At 65.0% G+C, this 17,802-nt stretch carries 14 protein-coding genes, 1 pseudogene and 1 riboswitch; of the genes and pseudogenes, 6 read left to right on the top strand and 9 right to left on the bottom strand.

The features are described 5' to 3' along the window. Positions 1-34 precede the first annotated feature (34 nt). The 5 genes from KH389_RS04125 to KH389_RS04105 form a co-directional block, all read right to left on the bottom strand. Complete coding sequence (locus KH389_RS04125) at positions 35-2,755, bottom strand: winged helix-turn-helix domain-containing protein (RefSeq protein ID WP_213606922.1); 2,721 nt, start codon at positions 2,753-2,755, stop codon at positions 35-37. A 252-nt stretch (positions 2,756-3,007) separates the two neighbouring features. Beyond that, positions 3,008-4,372 (bottom strand): DUF1329 domain-containing protein, encoded by a 1,365-nt coding sequence (locus tag KH389_RS04120; RefSeq protein ID WP_043864362.1) that lies wholly within the window; start codon positions 4,370-4,372, stop codon positions 3,008-3,010. 25 nt (positions 4,373-4,397) lie between these two features. Then, positions 4,398-6,281 (bottom strand): DUF1302 domain-containing protein, encoded by a 1,884-nt coding sequence (locus tag KH389_RS04115; protein ID WP_043864361.1) that lies wholly within the window; start codon positions 6,279-6,281, stop codon positions 4,398-4,400. 337 nt (positions 6,282-6,618) lie between these two features. Further along, positions 6,619-8,301 carry a fatty acid--CoA ligase gene (locus KH389_RS04110; protein WP_213606920.1) on the bottom strand — a complete coding sequence of 561 codons (1,683 nt, stop codon included), beginning with the start codon at positions 8,299-8,301 and terminating at the stop codon, positions 6,619-6,621. Positions 8,302-8,433: 132 nt separating this feature from the next. Further along, on the bottom strand, positions 8,434-9,063 hold the full coding sequence (locus KH389_RS04105; RefSeq protein ID WP_043864359.1) for a LysE family transporter: 630 nt from the start codon (positions 9,061-9,063) through the stop codon (positions 8,434-8,436). 188 nt (positions 9,064-9,251) lie between these two features. Here KH389_RS04105 and KH389_RS04100 point away from each other — a divergent pair, with 188 nt between their 5' ends. From KH389_RS04100 to KH389_RS04090, 3 genes are all read left to right on the top strand, one after another. Then, entirely contained in the window at positions 9,252-10,214 is a 963-nt protein-coding gene (locus tag KH389_RS04100) for a 2-hydroxyacid dehydrogenase (protein WP_213606918.1), read from the top strand. A 42-nt stretch (positions 10,215-10,256) separates the two neighbouring features. Next, entirely contained in the window at positions 10,257-11,255 is a 999-nt protein-coding gene (locus tag KH389_RS04095; protein ID WP_058540649.1) for a class I SAM-dependent methyltransferase, read from the top strand. Positions 11,256-11,293: 38 nt separating this feature from the next. Beyond that, a riboswitch (yybP-ykoY riboswitch) is annotated at positions 11,294-11,415 on the top strand. 87 nt (positions 11,416-11,502) lie between these two features. After that, the gene (locus tag KH389_RS04090; RefSeq protein ID WP_043864356.1) at positions 11,503-12,090 is read left to right on the top strand and encodes a TMEM165/GDT1 family protein; all 588 of its coding nucleotides are present in this window, start codon (positions 11,503-11,505) and stop codon (positions 12,088-12,090) included. A gap of 87 nt (positions 12,091-12,177) precedes the next feature. Here KH389_RS04090 and KH389_RS04085 read toward each other — a convergent pair whose 3' ends face one another. Next, a complete protein-coding gene (locus tag KH389_RS04085; protein WP_043864476.1) occupies positions 12,178-12,993 on the bottom strand; it encodes a M48 family metallopeptidase in 816 nt (271 codons plus the stop codon). 154 nt (positions 12,994-13,147) lie between these two features. On the opposite strand from KH389_RS04085, the pseudogene KH389_RS27665 reads away from it, so the two are divergent. Both KH389_RS27665 and KH389_RS27660 read left to right on the top strand, forming a co-directional pair. Next, positions 13,148-14,386: pseudogene (locus tag KH389_RS27665) on the top strand (cache domain-containing protein); the annotation flags it as partial. 60 nt (positions 14,387-14,446) lie between these two features. Next, positions 14,447-15,289, top strand: a complete 843-nt coding sequence (locus KH389_RS27660) for a methyl-accepting chemotaxis protein (RefSeq protein ID WP_404940702.1) — start codon at positions 14,447-14,449, stop codon at positions 15,287-15,289. Positions 15,290-15,374: 85 nt separating this feature from the next. On the opposite strand, the gene KH389_RS04075 is transcribed toward KH389_RS27660, so the two are convergent. From KH389_RS04075 to KH389_RS04065, 3 genes are read right to left on the bottom strand one after another with little or no spacing between them, the layout of a single operon-like run. Continuing rightward, positions 15,375-15,995: an SOS response-associated peptidase gene (locus KH389_RS04075; RefSeq protein WP_043864354.1), complete on the bottom strand. Its 621-nt coding sequence runs from the start codon at positions 15,993-15,995 to the stop codon at positions 15,375-15,377. Between the two features lie 9 nt (positions 15,996-16,004). Next, complete coding sequence (locus KH389_RS04070; RefSeq protein WP_054916231.1) at positions 16,005-16,265, bottom strand: putative signal transducing protein; 261 nt, start codon at positions 16,263-16,265, stop codon at positions 16,005-16,007. Beyond that, positions 16,265-16,447 (bottom strand): CPXCG motif-containing cysteine-rich protein, encoded by a 183-nt coding sequence (locus KH389_RS04065; RefSeq protein WP_054916232.1) that lies wholly within the window; start codon positions 16,445-16,447, stop codon positions 16,265-16,267. The genes KH389_RS04070 and KH389_RS04065 overlap by 1 nt, the downstream gene beginning before the upstream one ends. Positions 16,448-16,570: 123 nt before the next feature. Between KH389_RS04065 and KH389_RS04060 the strand changes: the two genes are divergently transcribed. Next, the gene (locus KH389_RS04060) at positions 16,571-17,734 is read left to right on the top strand and encodes a 1-acyl-sn-glycerol-3-phosphate acyltransferase (protein WP_043864351.1); all 1,164 of its coding nucleotides are present in this window, start codon (positions 16,571-16,573) and stop codon (positions 17,732-17,734) included. Positions 17,735-17,802: the final 68 nt, after the last annotated feature.

Genomic DNA, 17,802 nt, shown 5'->3' with positions numbered 1-17,802 from the left:
GGCGCGATGCCATCATACTTGGCCGACTGCCGTGCTACAACAGGCCCAGCGCCTTGGCCCGGGCGACCGCCTGGGTGCGGCGCTCGACGCCGAGCTTGCTGTTGATGTGGCTGGCGTGGGTCTTGACGGTGTGCAACGAAATGAACAGTTGCTCGCTGATCTGCTGGTTGGAGCACCCCAGCGCGATCAGCTTGAGCACCGACATCTCTCGCGCACTCAGAGCCTCGGTGCCCGCCCCGGGGGCCGGCGGGGTATCAACCACCGGCAACAGCGACAGCAGGCGCGCCTGCACCGGCCCCGCCGGCTGGGCCAGCAACTGCTCGCGCATCCACTCGGGGTGATCTTCCAGCAGCCGCTGGAAGGGTTGCAGCACGCCCCCCTGCGCGGCCTCCAGGGCCTGGGGCAGCAACACCACGGCCGCCTCTGCAGCACCGCTCGCCAGCAACAGGCCGATATGCTGACACACCGCGGTGGTGCCGAGCAGCTGGCCGCCATTGCTGCGCCCGTGCTCGGTCAGCGCCTGCAGGCGTTGTGCGGCCTGTGCGGTACGCCCCTGGGCCTGTTCCAGCAGGGCCTGCTGCAGTTCGATGTGCAAAGGCAGCAGCGGATGGAACTCCGGTGCGACGGCGGCACGTTCGCCACCGTAGGTCTGGCCCAGGCGCAGCAGCCAGGATTCGGCCAGGTCCATGCGCCCCTGGGCCAGCCACAGCTCGCATTTGACCAGGGTGATCATGGCCAGATAGAACACCGGCGGCACGTCCCAGATATGCATCAGGCGCTCGGCCTCGGCCAGCTCGCAGAAGGCCTCGGTAAAACGCCCCTCGCGTCCGTCCAGGGTGGCCAGCACACAATGCCCGATCAGCACGCTGATGTCGCGACAGGCACGCGCTTCCACCAGCCCGGCGCGCAAGCGCGCACGCCCTTCCTGGGGCTGCAGCCCGGCGACCAGCAGGTAGCCTTCGTACAGCGCCAGGCGCGCACGCGCCGCGTACAGGCGCTGGGCCGACAGCCCTTGCAGGCGTTGCAGGCCGTGGCGCACCTCCTCCATCGAACGCAGGACCTCGCCACGGGCATGCAGCACCCGCGCGCGATCGTAGTGGGCCAGGGCCTCGAACAACGGGTTGCCGACCCGCCGTGCCAGCTCCAGCGCCTCGCGGTTCCAGCCACGGGCGTGCCAGAAATCGCCCTCGGCGATGGCCAGGTTGGACAACGTGGACAGGCACATCAGGCGCTGGCCGTAGCGCTTGGTGGGCAGGCTGCGCAGCGCCTGCTGGCAGTACGAGCGGGTTTTCAGACGGTCGCCGCGACCGCGGGCGATGATTCCGCTCAGGGCCAGCCATTGCGCCAGCATGGACTTCTGCGCCGTGGCCGAAGGCGCCGGCAGGAACCGGCTGAGGTGGCTGACCAGTTCCTCGGCCGCATCCAGCTGGCAGGCCAGCCCCAGCGCCCAGCTGTACAGCACGATCAGGCGCGGGGTGCTGATCAGCAGGCTGTCGGGCAGGTCCATCTTCCAGCGCAGCAGCATGCCGACGTTCTGTTCGGCCAGCAGTTGCTCTTCGGACAGGTTCTGCACCAGGTTGGCCGCCACGTCCAGGTGACCGGCGCGCAGGGCCTGCTCCACCGCCTCGTCGAGCAGGCCCTGGGCGTGGAACCAGCGGCACGCGCGCAGGTGCAGGCTGGCCAGCGGCTGGCTGGCCTGGCGGGTGCGCAGCAGGTCGGAGAACAGGTGGTGATAACGCAGCCATTGACCCTGCTCGTCCAGCGGTACCAGAAACACCTGGTGTGCCTTCAGGTAACGCAGTATCTGCGCGCTGTCGTGGCTTTCGCGCAGGGCATCGCACAGGTCGGCGCAAAAACGCTCCTGGCAGGCGGTGTCGTAGAGAAACGCCTGCACCTCGGGCGGCAGGCAGTCGATGACTTCTTCGAGCAGGTAGTCGCGGATCAGCCCCTCGCCGCCATGCAGGGCGTGGGGCAAGGCGGTGTCGACCCCCGCCTCGGAGGCGGCCAGCAGCCAGAAGCGCAGGCCGGCGACCCAGCCATCGCTGCGTTGAATCAGGTTGTCCAGGGCCTGGCCACGCAGCGTGGTGGGGTGCTGGTCGAGCACGGCCAGGGATTCCTCGGGGCTCAGGCGCAGGTCCTGTTCGGTGAGTTCGAGCAACTGCTGCGACAGGCGCAGGCGCGCCAGGTGCCAGTCGGGACGCTGGCGGCTGGTGACCAGCAGCACCAGGCCAGGCGGCAAGTGATTGAGGAAGAACTGCAGGCAGCGGTCGAGCACCGGGCCCTGGGCCAGATGGTAGTCGTCGAGCACCAGCAGCAGCGGGTTCTGCGGGTGCAGGTGCAGGGCCAGTTCGTCGAGCAGGCTGTCGAGCCACTCCTCGAAGGCAAAAGGCTGGTGCCGCTGGCGCATCTTGAGCAGGCCCAGGGCCTGGTTGCCCAGGTCCGGGCAGAACTGCTGCAGCCCTTCGAGCAGGCGTTCCAGAAAGCGCCCGGGGTCGCTGTCGCGCTGGCTCAGCCCCAGCCACAGGCTGCCCCACGAGGCGGGCAGGCTCTGGCAGAACTCCACGGCCAGCGAGCTCTTGCCGAAACCGGCGGGCGCCGAAACCAGCAGCAGTCGACCGCTAAGGCCGGCGTGCAGGCGCTGGCATAGCCGCGGGCGCGGCACGTGCCCCTCGGGCAGTGGTGGACGGTAGAAGCGGCCCTCCACAGCGCTGATGGCCTGGCTGGCGAACCCTTGCATACGCGACAGATCAGTCATGGCCGGCTCGTTTTAGTTGGAAGTCTTCGGCAGAACAGACCCGCCGAGACTAGCGCTTTAAACGGCACATTTGAAGATGATTGGCGCAGAGGTCGGAAAAAAGACTACAACAAAAAGCGACAAAAACTCACGAAGCGCGGCATTGCGCGCAATTCATCCCGCATTGCCCCTCCCGGCCTGTTGTCGGGCCACACACAGAAACGCCCCGGGCAAGCCGGGGCGTTCTGGGGATCACACGGAGGAGGTTCTAACTCAGCGCACACCATCCTGGCGCAGCGCTGCCGGCTGGAAGTCGGCCTTGCTGGCAGTGAAGTCGAAGTTGTAGGCCTTCTGCTCTTCGTTCTTCATGCCCAGCGCCAGGTAACGGCCCGACTGCAGGTCGTAGATGGCTTCCAGGGTGTACCACGGCACCTGCTTGTTGTAGTAGTCCTGGGCATGTGCCTCGGATACCCGCCACAGCTGGCCGCGGCCGTCGTACTGGTCGATCACGGCCGCTTGCCAGGTGTCTTCGTCGATGTAGAAGTCACGCTTGGCATAAATGTGCCGCTGGCCCGGCTTCAGGGTGCCCACCACATGCCACACGCGACGCAGCTCGTAACGGGTCAGGTCCTGGTTGATATGCCCCGGCTTGATGATGTCGGCATACTTGAGGCTCGTCGAATCGAGCTTGTAGCTGTTGGAGGCAATGTACATCTCCTTCTTGCCTTCCAGCTTCCAGTCGTAGCGGTCCGGCGCACCGTTGAACATGTCCAGGTTGTCGGAGGTACGCAGGCCGTCAGCGGCGGTACCCGGGCCATCATACGACACTTGCGGGGCCTGGCGCACGCGGCGCTGGCCAGCGTTGTACATCCAGGCCTTGCGCGGCTCCTTGACCTGGTCGAGGGTCTCGTGAACCAGCAGCACGGTACCGGCCAGGCGCGGCGGGGCGGTCACTTTCTGCTTGAAGTAGAACAGCACGTTGCCAGGGTTGGCCGGATCGAAATCCTTCAGGCGATCGCGGAACATGAACTGTTCCTCGAGCTTCACCATGCTGTAGCTGCCGTTCTGCTGCGGCGTGGCCTGGTTCACCACACGCGTGACGCCACCGCCACGGTAGCGGGTGATGTGGTTCCAGATCACCTCCACACCGCTTTTCGGGATCGGGAACGGAATCGCGATCTGGAAGTTCTCCAGCCCGTTGCCGCCAGCTACCAGGTTGGTGGTGGTGGCGTTCTTCTTGATGGCGGCGAACACCGAGTCCGGCACCGTGGAGCCACGCTGGGTCGGGTACACCGGCAGCTTGAAGGTGTCCGGATAGCGCTTGAACATGGCCAACTGGCCAGGGGACAGCTTGTCCTTGTACTGGTCGACGTTCTGCGCGGTGATGGTGAACTTGGGCTTGTCGTTGCCGTACGGGTCGGACAGGAAGCCCTTGGCATCGACCGAACCGGCCGTGGTGCTCAGGGGCTGCCAGGCGGTGATCGAACCGTCGGCATTGCCGGCCTTCTCGGCGCCCATCGGGGTCAGGCTGGTGCCCAGCTTGGCGGCTTCGTCGGCGGACACCGCCGCCATCACGCCGGTGGCGAGCAGCGACAGGCTCAGCACACCGATTTTCAACAGACTCTTGGTTGCTTTCATGATCTTGGTCTTCCCGGATCAGTGCTTAGAAGTTCACGCCGAAGCTGAGGGCGATGAAGTCGCGGTCATCCACGGTGGTGTACTTGCCATCGAAGAAGTTGGTGTACGACAGGCTCGCGGTGTAGGTGTTCTGGTATTCGGCGTCCAGGCCCAGGCTGACCGCCTTGCGCCCTTCCTCGAAGTTGCCGCCCGGGCCGGGCGAGTAGCCGGACACGTCATGCGACCAGGCCACGCTCGGCTTGAGGTTGACCCCGGCGAACACATCGTTGTAGTCCCAGATCACGCGGCCACGGTAGCCCCACGAGGTGCTGGTGGTGTAGCCGTCCTTTTCACACTTGCGGCTGCGGTTGGCGGAGGAACCACCGCCAGGCGCGGCGCCACCGATGGTGCCGGCGTTGAGGATGTCCGAGCAGGTGTTGAGGCCGAAGGTATCCGGCAGCGGGCCAGGGCCATACACCGGATCGCGGCCGTAGCGCAGCTTGTCGGCGCTTTCCAGGCCGCCCACGTGGGTCACGCCCACTTCACCTACCACGGTCATGCGGCTGGCGCCCATCACCTGGTCGAAGAAGTGCGTCAGGGTGGTCTGGAACTGGGTGATTTCCTTGCGCTTGTAGCCGTGCAGGTCGGTATCGGCCTGGCCCTTGAGCAGCGAGGCATTGCCGAACGTGCCGCCCAGCTGGGTGACCCCGGCGTACAGGATGTCGGTGGTGTTCAGCTGCACCGGTGCGTTCGGCCGGTAGCTGATTTCACCGCTCCACGCGGTGCCGGTAGGCAGGGTGGTGGAGAAGCTCAGGCCGTACAGGCGGATGTCTTCGGGATACTCGACGAAGTACTTGGAGTTGCCCGCCACGATGGCGGCGCCGGTGCGCGGGTCGACCATGCCGGCAATGGCGTAGGCCTGTGCAGAAGCCCCCGTGGCGCTGAAGATCGGCGCACGGCTGTGGTAGTTCATGGCGTAGGCGCCGAACTCGGTATTGAGCGGTTCGAACATGTAGCGCAGGGCAACACCGAACTGGCCGCTGTCACGGGCATCGCGGTCGGGGCCGCGCGCCACCTTGATGCCTTCCTCGTTCACGTCCACGCCGAAGTTGGCCAGGCCGGCGATCTGTGCCGGGGTCATGGTGCGGCTGCTGGACAATACGCGCAGGTTGTCGGTGCAACCGTCGGCGATGATGTCCGGCTGGGAGAAGAAGGTGCCGCAGTTGTCGACGACGGTCTGGTCCCATTCCAGCTGGTAGAAGGCTTCGGCCGACAGGTTGTCGGTCAGGCTCTGGGAGATGTAGAACATGTTGACCGGGATCAGGCCTTCCTTGATCTCGGCACCCGGGCGGCGGAACGCGGAAACGTCGATCGGGTTGATCGAGTTGATGCCACCACCGATGAAGGTACTTTCACCCCAGCTCACCACCTGCTTGCCGAAACGCACCGAACCCGGCAGTTCGCCAATCGAGTAGTTGTGGTAGACGAAGGCGTCGAGCAGCTCGGCACCGGACGACTTGGCGCCCTCTTTGCGGTTGGAGTCGCTGATATCCTTGAACTGACGGTGTTCGTCCTTGAGTTCGAAGTCGTACCAGTACTTGCCACGCACGAACACGCCGGTGTCGCCGTACTTGAGCTCCAGGTCGTGGATGCCCTTGAAGATCTTCGAGAAGGTCTCGCCGCGCTTGAAGTTCAGGTGGCCGTCGTCGGAGGTCTGCGACAGCCCCTTGCCGCCGTTGTTGACGCCGATCAGGTTCTGGTTCGGCTTGGCCGTCGACCAGCTGGCCCCCACGGACAGCGACGAGTCGAACTGACCTTCGATTTCACCGATGTTGAAACTGACGCCGAATGCAGGGCCGGCGAGCGTAGAAGCGAGGCTGACGGCCAATGGCAATTTCGCCCGGCGCCAGAACAGATTTACTGATGTCATCGACGCTACTCCATGTACTTTATTTTTATGGCAGTGAGTCCTTTGAGAAACGCATCGAACGACCGACGTGAATACGCCTGCTGGTCGACCAACGTGGCAGTGCGCAGTCATTTGCGCGGGCCCCCGTCCCTAAAAATCCCCTGACCCGACTATAGCCAGCAGGTACCTGTGCTTGATCCCTCTAAAGTGTGATTTGCACGTTGGTACTACACCCAAAGAGCTGATTCGCTCGCCAACTGCGCGGGCAGCGGCAAGGATGGCCTATTTTTTCGCTTTGACAAGGCGCGCAGGTGTCTGGCGCGAGGGTCGCACCCGCCAGGGCGCGACCGGCCAGCCTTCAGAGGGTGGACAGAAATGCGCTGTTGCTAGCCTGCCAGTGGCTGATGTCGACGCGGATGCGCTTCTTGTCCAGCTTGCCCACGCTGGTCTTGGGAATTTCGGTAACAAGGGCGATCTGGCTGGGGATTGCCCACTTGTTGATCATGCCCAGCTCCACGTAGGGCTTGAGGTGCTCCTTGAGCTCGCGGGCGTCGATGCTGGTGCCCTCACGCACCACCAGCAGGGCAAACGGACGCTCGCCCCACTGCGGATCGGGTACACCCACCACCGCCACTTCGCGCACCGAGGGGTGGCGGCTGACGAGGTCTTCGAGGGCCAGCGACGACACCCACTCCCCGCCGGTCTTGATCACGTCCTTGATGCGATCGCGGATATCGACCACGCCCATGCTGTCGATGGTCGCCACATCCCCGGTGTGCAGCCAGCCGCCCTGCCACAGCTCGGCGCCTTTCTCCGGTTCGCGGAAATACCCCATGCTCAGCCACGGCGCGCGCAGCACCAGTTCGCCCTGGGACTCGCCGTCAGCCGGCAGGAAGCCGCCTTCGGCATCCATCACCGCGGCCTCCACCAGCGGCACCGGCACGCCGGCCTTGATGCGATAGCTGATGCATTCGTCGTCGCTGCCAGCCAGCAGCTCTTCGTTGAGGTGGGCACAGGCCACCAGCGGGCAGGTTTCCGACATGCCATAGGCCGCCGTGAGCTGGATGCCCTGGGCCTTGGCCGACTCATACAGGGCGCGGTTGAGCGAGCTGCCGCCGATGATGATCTTCCAGCCGCCGAAATCCTGGCCCTGCGCGCCCTTGGCGTTGAGCAGCATCTGCAGGATGGTCGGTACGCAGTGCGAGAAGGTGACCTTTTCGTCCCGCCACAGCTGACACAGCATCTCCGGCTCGTAGCGCCCCGGGTAGACCTGCTTGAGCCCGAGCATGGTGGCCACGTAGGGGATGCCCCAGGCGTGCACGTGGAACATCGGGGTGATGGGCATGTACACATCATCGGTGCCCAGCAGGCGGATGCTGTCGATGCTGCCGGTCACGATAGCCACGCCCAGGGTGTGCAGCACCAGCTGGCGATGGGTGAAATACACGCCCTTGGGGTTGCCGGTGGTACCGGTGGTGTAGAAGGTGGTGGCCACCGAGTTCTCGTCGAAGTCGGGGAAGTCGTAGGTGGTGGCCGCGCCCGCCAGCAGGTGCTCGTACTCGCCCACCAGGTTCGGCAGTTCGGCATGCTTGTCGGGGCCGTCGGTGAGCAGCAGGGTCTTCTCGACCGTGGTCAGTTGCGGCGCGATGGACTGATACAGCCCGATGAAATCGCTGTTGACCAGTACGAAGCGGTCTTCGGCGTGGTTCATGGTGTAGAGGATCTGCTCGGGCGACAGGCGCACGTTGATGGTGTGGGCCACCGCGCCGATCATCGGGATGGCGAACATGCACTCCAGGTAGCGATGGCTGTCCCAGTCCATCACCGCCACGGTGTCGCCGGCCTTGACCCCGGCTGCAGTGAGCACGTTGGCCAGGCGCGCGATGCGCTCGCTCAGGGTCAGGTAGTTGTAGCGCAGCTGATCGCGGTACACGATCTCGCGGGTTTTCTCGTAGCGGCTGCCCGACATCAGCAGGCGCTTGATCAGCAGCGGGTATTCGTAAGCGCCCGCAGCGGGGGCGATAATCCTGGTTTGCAGCATGGGAGTCCCTTTTTCGAGTACGCAGGCATGGCAATACGGCGCTTACTCTAGAACGGGACGGGGGCGCTCAAATCAGCCAAAGGAATGATTTGCGCGCCCGCAGGGATGACAGGCCAATGGCCATCAACCGCCTCAGTGCATCTCGGTGAAGGCGATCTTGATACCCAGCGCCACCAGCACCGCGCCCATGCCGCGATCGAACCAGTGGCCCATGCGCGCAAAGCCGGAGCGCACGCGGGCGTGGCTGAACAGCAGGGCCACCAGGCAGAACCACAGGCCGGTGGCCAGCGCCAGGTAGGCCCCGTAGCCGGCCTGTATCAGCAGCGGCGTGTGCGGGTTGATCACCACCGTGAACAGCGACAGGAAGAACAGCGTGGCCTTGGGGTTCAGGCCGTTGGTCATGAACCCTGCCACAAAGGCGGCACGCGGGGTGCGCGCCACGGTCGAGACCTGCACGCTCTCGCTGCCGGCAGGCGCCGGGCGGGCACGCAGGGCCTTGATGCCGATGTACACCAGGTAGGCCGCAGCCAGCCACTTGAGCACGTTGAACAGCATGATCGACTGCGACACGATCAGGCCGATGCCCAGCAGCGAATAGCCCACATGCAGGAAGATCGCCGTGCCCACGCCGAAGGCGGTCCAGGTACCGGCGCGCCGACCGTGGGTAACACTTTCGCGCACCACCACCGCAAAGTCCGGGCCGGGGCTGGCCACGGCCAGCAGGTGGATCAGCGCAACGGTGAGAAATTCTGCCCAGTACATGGGGTGACGCTCCTGGCAAACGATCGGGTGGCGTACCTTACCCACTGCCTGGCAGTTCTGAAAGATACAGTTACAAGTGAATCGGCACAGTCACCTCTCGTGCAGCCGGATGCCTGGCTTTACGCCCACGGCGATGCAGGCTCTAATGCCCCACTACCTGCTCAAACCACACCCCAGGAGCCTGCCCCATGACCTTGCGCCGCGCTGTATTCCTCGACCACAGCTCCCTGGACCTGGGCGACCTCGACCTGAGCCGCCTGCGCGGCTGCTTCGATGAACTGCAGTTGCACCCGGCCACTGCCCCCCACGAGGTGGCCGAGCGTCTGCAGGGCGCGAGCGTGGCGATCACCAACAAGGTGCACCTGGACGCCGCCGCCCTCGCCGCCTGCCCCGACCTCAGGCTGATCCTGGTGTCGGCCACCGGCACCAACAACGTCGACCTACAGGCCGCGCGCGCCCAAGGCATCGTGGTCAGCAACTGCCAGGGCTACGGCACGCCCTCGGTGGCGCAGCACACCCTGGCCCTGTTGCTGGCGCTGGCCACTCGCCTGCCCGATTACCAGCAGGCGGTGGCCGACGGCAAATGGGCCCAGGCCAGGCAGTTCTGCCTGCTCGACTTTACCATCGTCGAACTGGAGGGCAAGACCCTCGGCCTGCTCGGCCACGGCGAACTTGGCGGTGCGGTGGCGCGCCTGGCCGAAGCCTTCGGCATGCGCGTGCTGTCCGGCCAGTTGCCCGGCCGCCCGGCCCGCGATGATCGCCTGAGCCTGGCCGAGCTGCTGCCGCAGGTGGATGCGCTGACCCTGCACTGCCCGCTCAACGACAGCACCCGCAACATGATCGGCGCCGCCGAGCTGGCCCTGCTCAAGCCCGGCGCGTTCGTGGTCAACACCGCCCGTGGCGGGCTGATCGACGAGCAGGCGCTGGCCGACGCACTGCGCAGCGGGCACCTGGGTGGCGCCGCCACCGACGTGCTCAGCGTGGAGCCTCCGGTCAATGGCAACCCCCTGCTGGCAGGCGATATCCCGCGCCTTGTGGTCACCCCGCACAGTGCCTGGGGCGCGGTCGAGGCGCGCCAGCGCATCGTCGGCCAACTGGCCGAGAACGCCGAAGCCTTCCTGCAGGGCAACCCGCGCCGAGTGGTCAGCTGAGTTCTGCTAGAATTCGCGACTTTTTGCAGAGGGGCGCCGACCATGGACCCGCGTAGTGAAGTGTTGCTCCGTCAGGCCGAGCTGTTCAAAGGCCCCGTGTTGCTGGCCGGCCTGCCCGCCGACGACCTGCTGGGCAGCCTGCCCGATGCCCGCGCCTGGAGCTGGCACGCCGGCGACCAGGCCGCGCTCGAGGCGCGATTTGCCGGGCGCAGTCACTATGGCGTGGAGGTGCCGCCGGTGGCTTTCGACGGCGCCGTGCTGTTTCTGCCCAAGTCCCGCGATCTGGCCAACTACCTGCTCAATGCCCTGGCCTCGCGCCTGGGTGGGCGCCAGCTGTACCTGGTGGGTGAAAAGCGCGGGGGTATCGAGGGTGCGGCCAAGCAGCTGCACGCCTTCGGCAAGCCGCGCAAGCTCGACAGTGCACGCCATTGCCAGCTGTGGCAGGTCACGGTGGACACCCCGCCAGAGGCGCAGCCGCTGGAAAGCCTGGCGCAACGATTCGAACTGCCACTGGCCGAAGGCCCGCTGCAGATCGTGAGCCTGCCCGGGGTCTTCAGCCATGGCCGGCTGGACCGCGGCAGCGCGCTGCTGCTGGATAACCTCGAGCAACTGCCCGTGGGCCATGTGCTGGACTTTGGCTGCGGCGCGGGCGTACTCGGCGCGGCGATCAAGCGCCGCTACCCACAAAGCCGGGTAACGCTGCTGGACGTGGATGCCTTCGCCGTGGCCAGCAGCCGCCTGACCCTGGCCGCCAATGGCCTGGAGGGGGAGGTCATCGCCGGTGACGGCATCGATGCCGCGCCCCGCGAGCTGAACGTGATCCTGAGCAATCCGCCGTTTCACACCGGGGTTCACACCAATTACCACGCCTCGGAAACCTTGCTGAAAAAATCGGCCGATCATCTGAAAAAAGGCGGCGAACTTCGGCTTGTGGCCAACAGCTTCCTGCGGTACCAACCGCTCATCGAAGGCGCCTTGGGCAACTGCATGATTCGCGACGAGGGACAAGGCTTTCGGATCTACCAGGCCACACGAACTTAAAAACTTCGCTTGCCCAAACGGTTTTGCCTAGGCAGAATCCGCTCCGTCCTAGGGGAGTAGTCTCCCGCGAGCACCCAGCTCGCCCGGTACGCGTCAACATACTTGGTCCTCAGACCATGGCGCGTACGACCCACGGTCCGCACAGACGGATCCAGGGTTTGACAAGACCTATGACACGCACACCTTACCCGGGGCGGGAAGGCTGTACGTGTCATAGCCGTGTCGACCCGCCCCCGTAGGAATCCTGATGCTGGAATCATTGCTGGTCCCCACCGCCATCGTTGCGCTCGCCGAAATCGGCGACAAGACGCAACTGCTCGCGCTCATCCTCGCTGCACGCTTTCGCAAACCCTGGCCGATCATCGCCGGTATCGTTGCCGCGACCCTGGCCAACCATGCGGCGGCCGGTGCAGTGGGTGCGTGGTTCGGCAGTTTCTTCTCGGAGGCCACGTTGCACTGGATCCTGGCCGCAAGCTTTGCCGCCACGGCCCTGTGGACCCTGGTGCCGGACAAGATGGATGACGATGAAGCCAGTACGGCGCGGCGCTTCGGCCCGTTCCTGACCACGCTGATCGCGTTCTTCATTGCCGAGATCGGCGATAAGACGCAGGTGGCCACGGTGATGCTGGCGGCGCAGTACCCGCACCTGATCATGGTGATCATCGGCACCACCCTGGGCATGCTGATTGCCAACGTACCGGTGGTGCTCGCGGGCAATTTTGCCGCCGAGAAGCTGCCGTTGACCCTGATCCGTCGCCTGGCGGCCACGGCATTCGTGGTGCTGGCGCTGGTGGCGGTGTATTCGGCGATGAAGGTCAGCGGGTGGGTGGGCTGATACCGGCTAGCGTGTGAAGCATTCGCCGGCAAGGCCGGCTCCTACAGGTTCAGGTAGGAGCCGGCAGTGCCGGCGAAGGTCACGGCGCTATTTTCTGGCTTGCTCGTACAACGGCATCACCTTGGGAATCGCCGCCTGCAACGACGCGATACGGCTGCTCGAAGCCGGGTGAGTGCTCATGAACTCAGGCTGCGAACCACCCGACGCTTCGGTCATCTTGTTCCACAGGCTGATCGCCGCATTCGGGTTGTAGCCCGCACGCGCCGCCAGCTCCAGGCCGATCAGGTCGGCTTCGTTCTCGTTGCTGCGGCTGTTGGGCAAGGTCATGCTGTACTGCACCACGGTGTCGGCCAGCGCCAGGCTGTCCTGGCCCAGGCCGAACAGGGCACCTGCGCCCTGGCGCGCCATCTCCACACCATAGGCCTTGGACATCGCCTCGCGACCATGCTCGCGCAGGGCGTGGGCGATCTCGTGGCCCATCACCGCCGCGATCTCGTCGTCGGTCAGCTTGAGCTTGTCGATCAGGCCGGTATAGAAAATGATCTTGCCACCCGGGCCGCAGTTGGCATTGAGCTCGTCGCTCTTGATCAGGTTGACTTCCCATTTCCACTGCGCCGCATCGGGGCGGAACTTCGGCGCCTGCACGATCAGCCGATCGGCAATGGCCTGCACCCGCTTGGCGGTGGCACTGGTCTTGTCGAGCATACCCTTGGTGGATGCCTCACCCAGGGTCTGCTGGTACGACTGCGCGTACATCTGGTTGACCTCATCGGTCGACAGCATGCTGAACATGTACTGCTTGCGCTCCACGCCCACCGCTCCACCACTGGTGGTGTTCACGGCCTGGCAACCGGCCAGCAGCACACTGGCGCTCAAGGCACCGATAACAACTGATCTACGCATGAAAACACTCCCTTCGAACATGCGGCGTATCCTAGGCCGCGCATCATAAACGCGCTACAGCCGTTCGCGAAGAATTGCATCGCCACACTCATGCTTTGCCCCCGGCGCGCCGATAACGCCCAGACAGGCGACCCTCTTTGCGCTCGGAGCTCCCATGAAGTTCAAGTCGATCCAGTTTTCCGTGGCCGCGCTGGCCGGTGCCATCGTGCTGAGCATCGTTGCAGCACTGGTGCTATACGCAGTGTATTCCGGTGCCCGCACCCAGACGCTGGTGCACAACCGCACCCAGCAACAGTTCGAGGCAGTGATCGAGCAACGCCTGACGGCCCTGGCCCAGACCCAGGTCAGCCAGATCCAGCGCAGCCTCGAGGCGCCGCTGCTGATCGCCCGCGGCCTGGCCACCACCAATGCCCTGATCGGCATGCAGGATGCTGCCGGCAACCCGCAGCTCAAGCTCGAACGCGAACAGATGATCGCCCTGCTCAGGCAGACCGCCCTGGACAACCCGCTGTTGCTGGGCGTTTACGTGGGCTGGGAGCCCAATGCGCTGGACCACGATGATGCCCGCTATGCAGGCAGCACGCTGGCGGGCGTCAACCCGCAGAGCGGGCGCTTTCTGCCGTGGTGGTACCGTAACGACGACGGTAGCCTGACCCTCGACAAACTCCAGGATGTGGACGACCGTACCCTGCTGCCCACAGGCGTGCGCACCAGCGAGTACTACCTGTGTTCCAAGGAGACCGGCAAGGCCTGCGCCATCGACCCGGCCCCGTACCAGGTGGGCAACAAGACCGTGATGCTGGCCTCGTTCGTCGAGCCGATCATGGTCAACGGCCAGTTCCAGGGCATCGCCGCCGCCGACCTGTCGCTGAACTTCATCCAGGATATGCTCAAGGCCGCCGACGCCCAGCTGTATGACGGCGCGGGCGAGATGGCGCTGCTGTCCAACAACGGACGCGTGGTGGCCTACACCAAGGATGCGAGCACGTTCGGCAAAAAAGCCAGCGATGTGCTGCAACCCAATGAAGTGGCGGTGCTCGGCAACCTGTCGGGCAAGGCGCTGCACTACGAAATCGACCATGCCAGCGGACAGATCGAGCTGTTCGTGCCATTTGCCGTGGGCAACACCGCCTCGCGCTGGACCTTGCTGCTGCAACTGCCGGTCAGCGCGGTGATGGCCGACCTCGACGCGCTGCAGCGCGAAATGAGCGCCCAGCGTAGCACCGACCTCACCGGCATGATCGTGGTCGGCCTGGGCATCGCCGGGCTTGGCCTGCTGGTGATCTGGCTGCTGGCCCACGGTATCGCCCGGCCGCTGCGCCAGATGGTCGGCATGCTGGACGACATCGCCCAGGGCGAAGGTGACCTGACCCGGCGCCTGAGCAGTGATCGCGCCGACGAACTGGGCGCCATCGCCCGTGGCTTCAATACATTCCTGAGCAAGCTGCAGGCAATGATCAGCCAGGTGGTGGTGTCGGTACAGAAGGTCAGCGACTCGTCCGAGCACACCGCCGACATCGCCATTCGCACCAACCAGGGCGTGCACAAGCAGATGGCCGAGATCGACCTGGTGGCCACTGCGGTGCATGAAATGACCGCGACCGCCCAGGACGTGGCGCGCAATGCCACCCATGCGGCGCAAGCGGCCAGCAATGCCGACCAGGCCGCCAACCAGGGCCTGGAGATCGTGCGCAACACCTCCACCTCGATCAGCGCCCTGGCCGAGGAGATCGGCCGTGCGGTGGGTGTGGTACAGGCCCTGGCGCGCGACAGCGAGAACATCAACGCGATCCTGGTGGCGATTCGTGCCATTGCCGAACAGACCAACCTGCTGGCGCTCAACGCGGCCATCGAGGCAGCGCGAGCCGGTGAACAGGGACGCGGGTTTGCCGTGGTGGCCGATGAAGTGCGCAACCTGGCGCAGAAGACCCAGCAGGCTACCGAAGAGATCCAGCAGATGATCCAGCAGTTGCAGCAGGGCACACGGGATGTGGTGCAGGTAATGGAGGACAGTCAGGGCAAGACCGAAGTCAGCGTGCAACAGGCGGCGCAGGCGGCCCAGGCGCTGGAGAGCATCACCCGGGCGGTGTCGGTGATCAACGACATGAACACCCAGATCGCCAGCGCGGCGGAGGAGCAGAGCGCAGTGGCCGAGGACATCAACCGCAATGTGATCAATATCGGCCAGGTGGCCAACGAAGTGGCTGGCGGGGCGGATGAGTCAAGCGCGGCGAGCGCGGAGCTGACCAAGCTGGCGGAGCAGCAGCGGCGGTTGATCAATCAGTTTCGCGTCTGAGCCAGAAGCTTTGCCGGCAAGGCCGGCTCTTACAGGGGCATGCAGTGCCTGTAGCAACCGGCCTTGCCGGCGAAGGGCTCACCACTTACGCCGGGGTCAGGCACTCCGGCGCATTCAACTTCGGATCATTCACCAGGTTCGCCAGCACCCGTTCACGCAAGGCGGCCTGCGGGCCAGCGAGCAATTCCTGCAACTTCACCAGCGGCGTCTGCGGGTCCAGCCACGCGGCCTGCCCTGCCGCATCCAGAATCAGCGGCCGGCGCTGGTTGACCGCGGCCTGGGTCACCACCGCCGTGCTCAGCCACACCTGGTCCTGCACCGGGTAGGCCTCCCACACGCCGGCAAAGAACAGCGAAGACCCCTCGCCCGGCGTCAGCCAGTACGGCCGCTTGCGCGCCGTGCCGCGCCACTCGTAGAAGCCGTTGGCCGGCAGCAGGCAACGGCGCAGGCGAAACGCTTCGCGAAACATCGGTTGCTCGGCCAGGGTCTCGGCGCGCGCCTGGGCCGGGGTGCGCGACAGGTCGGTCAGCCACGCCGGGGTCAGCCCCCAGCGCGCCCGCGCCAGCTCCAGCTGGCCTTCGCGCTGACGCTGGATCAGCACCGAGGCGCCGGGCGAGATGTTCCATTGCGCCTGCTGGTCAGGCGGAAACCCGGGCAGCGCGGCAAACGCCGAAGACCAGCGAAACAGGGCGTAACGTCCACACATGAGCAAAACCTAGCAAATCAGTATTCCCGGAAGACTCTCCGGCTCGTCGCCAGGAAGCGGCTGGGCGCCATTGTACGCGGCGATCAGCTGGCGTGCGTATTCGGCCTGCGCATCGGGCACCGCCAGGCCCAGCAGCCCCTGCATCGGCAGCTCGCCCACGGCGCCCATCAGGTCGCGCCCACTCAGGTGCGCCTTGATCCCTTCGCTGCGCAGCATGCCGATCAGAAGCTCGGCCTCCAGCAGACTTTCCGGCTCGTAGATACGCTGCATCACTCGTCCTCGCGCTTGACGTCCAGCATCCACTCCTCGCCATGCACCTGCAGCACGAACACGATCGGCCGGCAACAGACCTGGCAGTCCTCGATATAGCTCTGGTCGCCACCGGACAGGTCAACGGTGGTTTCCACTTGCTCACCGCAGTAAGGACAATCATAGAAAGCAGATTCCACCATCGCAGTCTCCCAGGTGACTTGTGCGTATAATTGCCGGTCTATTTACAGGCCTTGCCGGTGTCTGAGCCGTTTTTCAGTCCGCAGCCCTACTATTACCCTAGCCGTTTCCAACAAGAGAGCATGATGGGCGAATTCGATGCCATCCGACCGTACAACGACGCCGAGGTGCCCGCCGTGCTGGCGCGCCTGCTCAGCGACCCGGCATTTCTGGATATCCTCACCCACTTTCGCTTCCCGCGCATGGCCGGGGCCTTCGGCTGGCTGCTCAAGCCGCTGATCGCTCGGCGCCTGCGCAAGGAATTTGCCGGGGTCAGTTGCGTATCGACCCTGCAGGACAAGGTCGAATACTACGTCGACCACACCATCGACCGCGCCACCGACGGGGTGACCTACACCGGTGTCGAGCAGTTCAAGTCCGGCAGTGCCTACCTGTTCCTGGCCAACCACCGCGACATCGTGATGGACCCGGCCTTCGTCAACTATGCGGTGTACCACGCCGGCCTGCCGACCCCGCGCATCGCGATCGGCGACAACCTGCTGCAAAAGCCGTTCGTCAGCGACATGATGCGCCTGAACAAGAGCTTCATCGTGCACCGCTCGATCACCGGGCGGCGCGAAAAGCTGGCGGCCTATCAGCTGCTGTCGGCCTACATCAACCACTCGATCCGCAACGACTGCGCCTCGATCTGGATCGCCCAGGCCGAGGGCCGCGCCAAGGATGGTGACGACCGCACCGATTCGGCGATCCTCAAGATGTTCCACATGAGCCGCAAGGACGAACCGTTCGGCGCGGTGATCCAGTCGCTGAACCTGAGCCCGGTGTCGATCAGCTACGAGTACGACCCGTGCGACCAGGCCAAGGCCCGCGAGCTGTACATCCGCGCCACCACCGGCACCTACAGCAAGGCGCCTGGCGAGGATGACGTGAGCATCGCCCAGGGCATTACCGGCTACAAAGGTCGCGTGCACATCAACTTCGCCCCGCCGGTGAGCGAGTACTTCGAAGACACCAAGCAGCTGGCGGCGGAAATCGATCGGCAGATACTGGGTGGCTACCGGTTGTTCCCGGTGCATTACCTGGCGTATGCACAGTGGGCCGATGCCGACCCGCAGTTGCAGGTGCCCAGGGCCGCCGAGGTGTTCCCGGCCGATGAGCTGGCCCGAGCCCAGGCCGAGTGGCAGCGGCGCCTGGATGCCTGCCCGGTGGAACACCAGCCGTACCTGGTGCTGCAGTATGCGATGCCGGTGCGCAACCAGTATCGCGTCAAGGCGGGGTTGGCGCTCTAGAGCGCGTCGCCCGTATCGCGGGTCAAGCCCGCTCCCACAGGGATATCACTGGCCTTGAGTACAGTGCA

The organism is Pseudomonas qingdaonensis (genome assembly GCF_018398475.1).
GTDB classification, from domain to species: domain Bacteria; phylum Pseudomonadota; class Gammaproteobacteria; order Pseudomonadales; family Pseudomonadaceae; genus Aquipseudomonas; species Aquipseudomonas palmensis.
The sequence above is the reverse complement of the archived record's forward strand: the minus strand, read 5'-3'. Positions and strand labels throughout refer to the sequence as shown.

What these genes read in the sequence shown, in the direction of transcription:
- KH389_RS04120 (WP_043864362.1), bottom strand. Translation starts at nt 4,372, where the DNA reads ATGAAAGCAACCAAGAGTCTGTTGAAAATCGGTGTGCTGAGCCTGTCG.
- KH389_RS04110 (WP_213606920.1), bottom strand. Translation starts at nt 8,301, where the DNA reads ATGCTGCAAACCAGGATTATCGCCCCCGCTGCGGGCGCTTACGAATAC.
- KH389_RS04095 (WP_058540649.1), top strand. Translation starts at nt 10,257, where the DNA reads ATGGACCCGCGTAGTGAAGTGTTGCTCCGTCAGGCCGAGCTGTTCAAA.
- KH389_RS04070 (WP_054916231.1), bottom strand. Translation starts at nt 16,265, where the DNA reads ATGCAGCGTATCTACGAGCCGGAAAGTCTGCTGGAGGCCGAGCTTCTG.
- KH389_RS04105 (WP_043864359.1), bottom strand. Translation starts at nt 9,063, where the DNA reads ATGTACTGGGCAGAATTTCTCACCGTTGCGCTGATCCACCTGCTGGCC.
- KH389_RS04100 (WP_213606918.1), top strand. Translation starts at nt 9,252, where the DNA reads ATGACCTTGCGCCGCGCTGTATTCCTCGACCACAGCTCCCTGGACCTG.
- KH389_RS04115 (WP_043864361.1), bottom strand. Translation starts at nt 6,281, where the DNA reads ATGACATCAGTAAATCTGTTCTGGCGCCGGGCGAAATTGCCATTGGCC.
- KH389_RS04060 (WP_043864351.1), top strand. Translation starts at nt 16,571, where the DNA reads ATGGGCGAATTCGATGCCATCCGACCGTACAACGACGCCGAGGTGCCC.
- KH389_RS04085 (WP_043864476.1), bottom strand. Translation starts at nt 12,993, where the DNA reads ATGCGTAGATCAGTTGTTATCGGTGCCTTGAGCGCCAGTGTGCTGCTG.
- KH389_RS04125 (WP_213606922.1), bottom strand. Translation starts at nt 2,755, where the DNA reads ATGACTGATCTGTCGCGTATGCAAGGGTTCGCCAGCCAGGCCATCAGC.
- KH389_RS04065 (WP_054916232.1), bottom strand. Translation starts at nt 16,447, where the DNA reads ATGGTGGAATCTGCTTTCTATGATTGTCCTTACTGCGGTGAGCAAGTG.
- KH389_RS04090 (WP_043864356.1), top strand. Translation starts at nt 11,503, where the DNA reads ATGCTGGAATCATTGCTGGTCCCCACCGCCATCGTTGCGCTCGCCGAA.
- KH389_RS04075 (WP_043864354.1), bottom strand. Translation starts at nt 15,995, where the DNA reads ATGTGTGGACGTTACGCCCTGTTTCGCTGGTCTTCGGCGTTTGCCGCG.
- KH389_RS27660 (WP_404940702.1), top strand. Translation starts at nt 14,447, where the DNA reads ATGATCAGCCAGGTGGTGGTGTCGGTACAGAAGGTCAGCGACTCGTCC.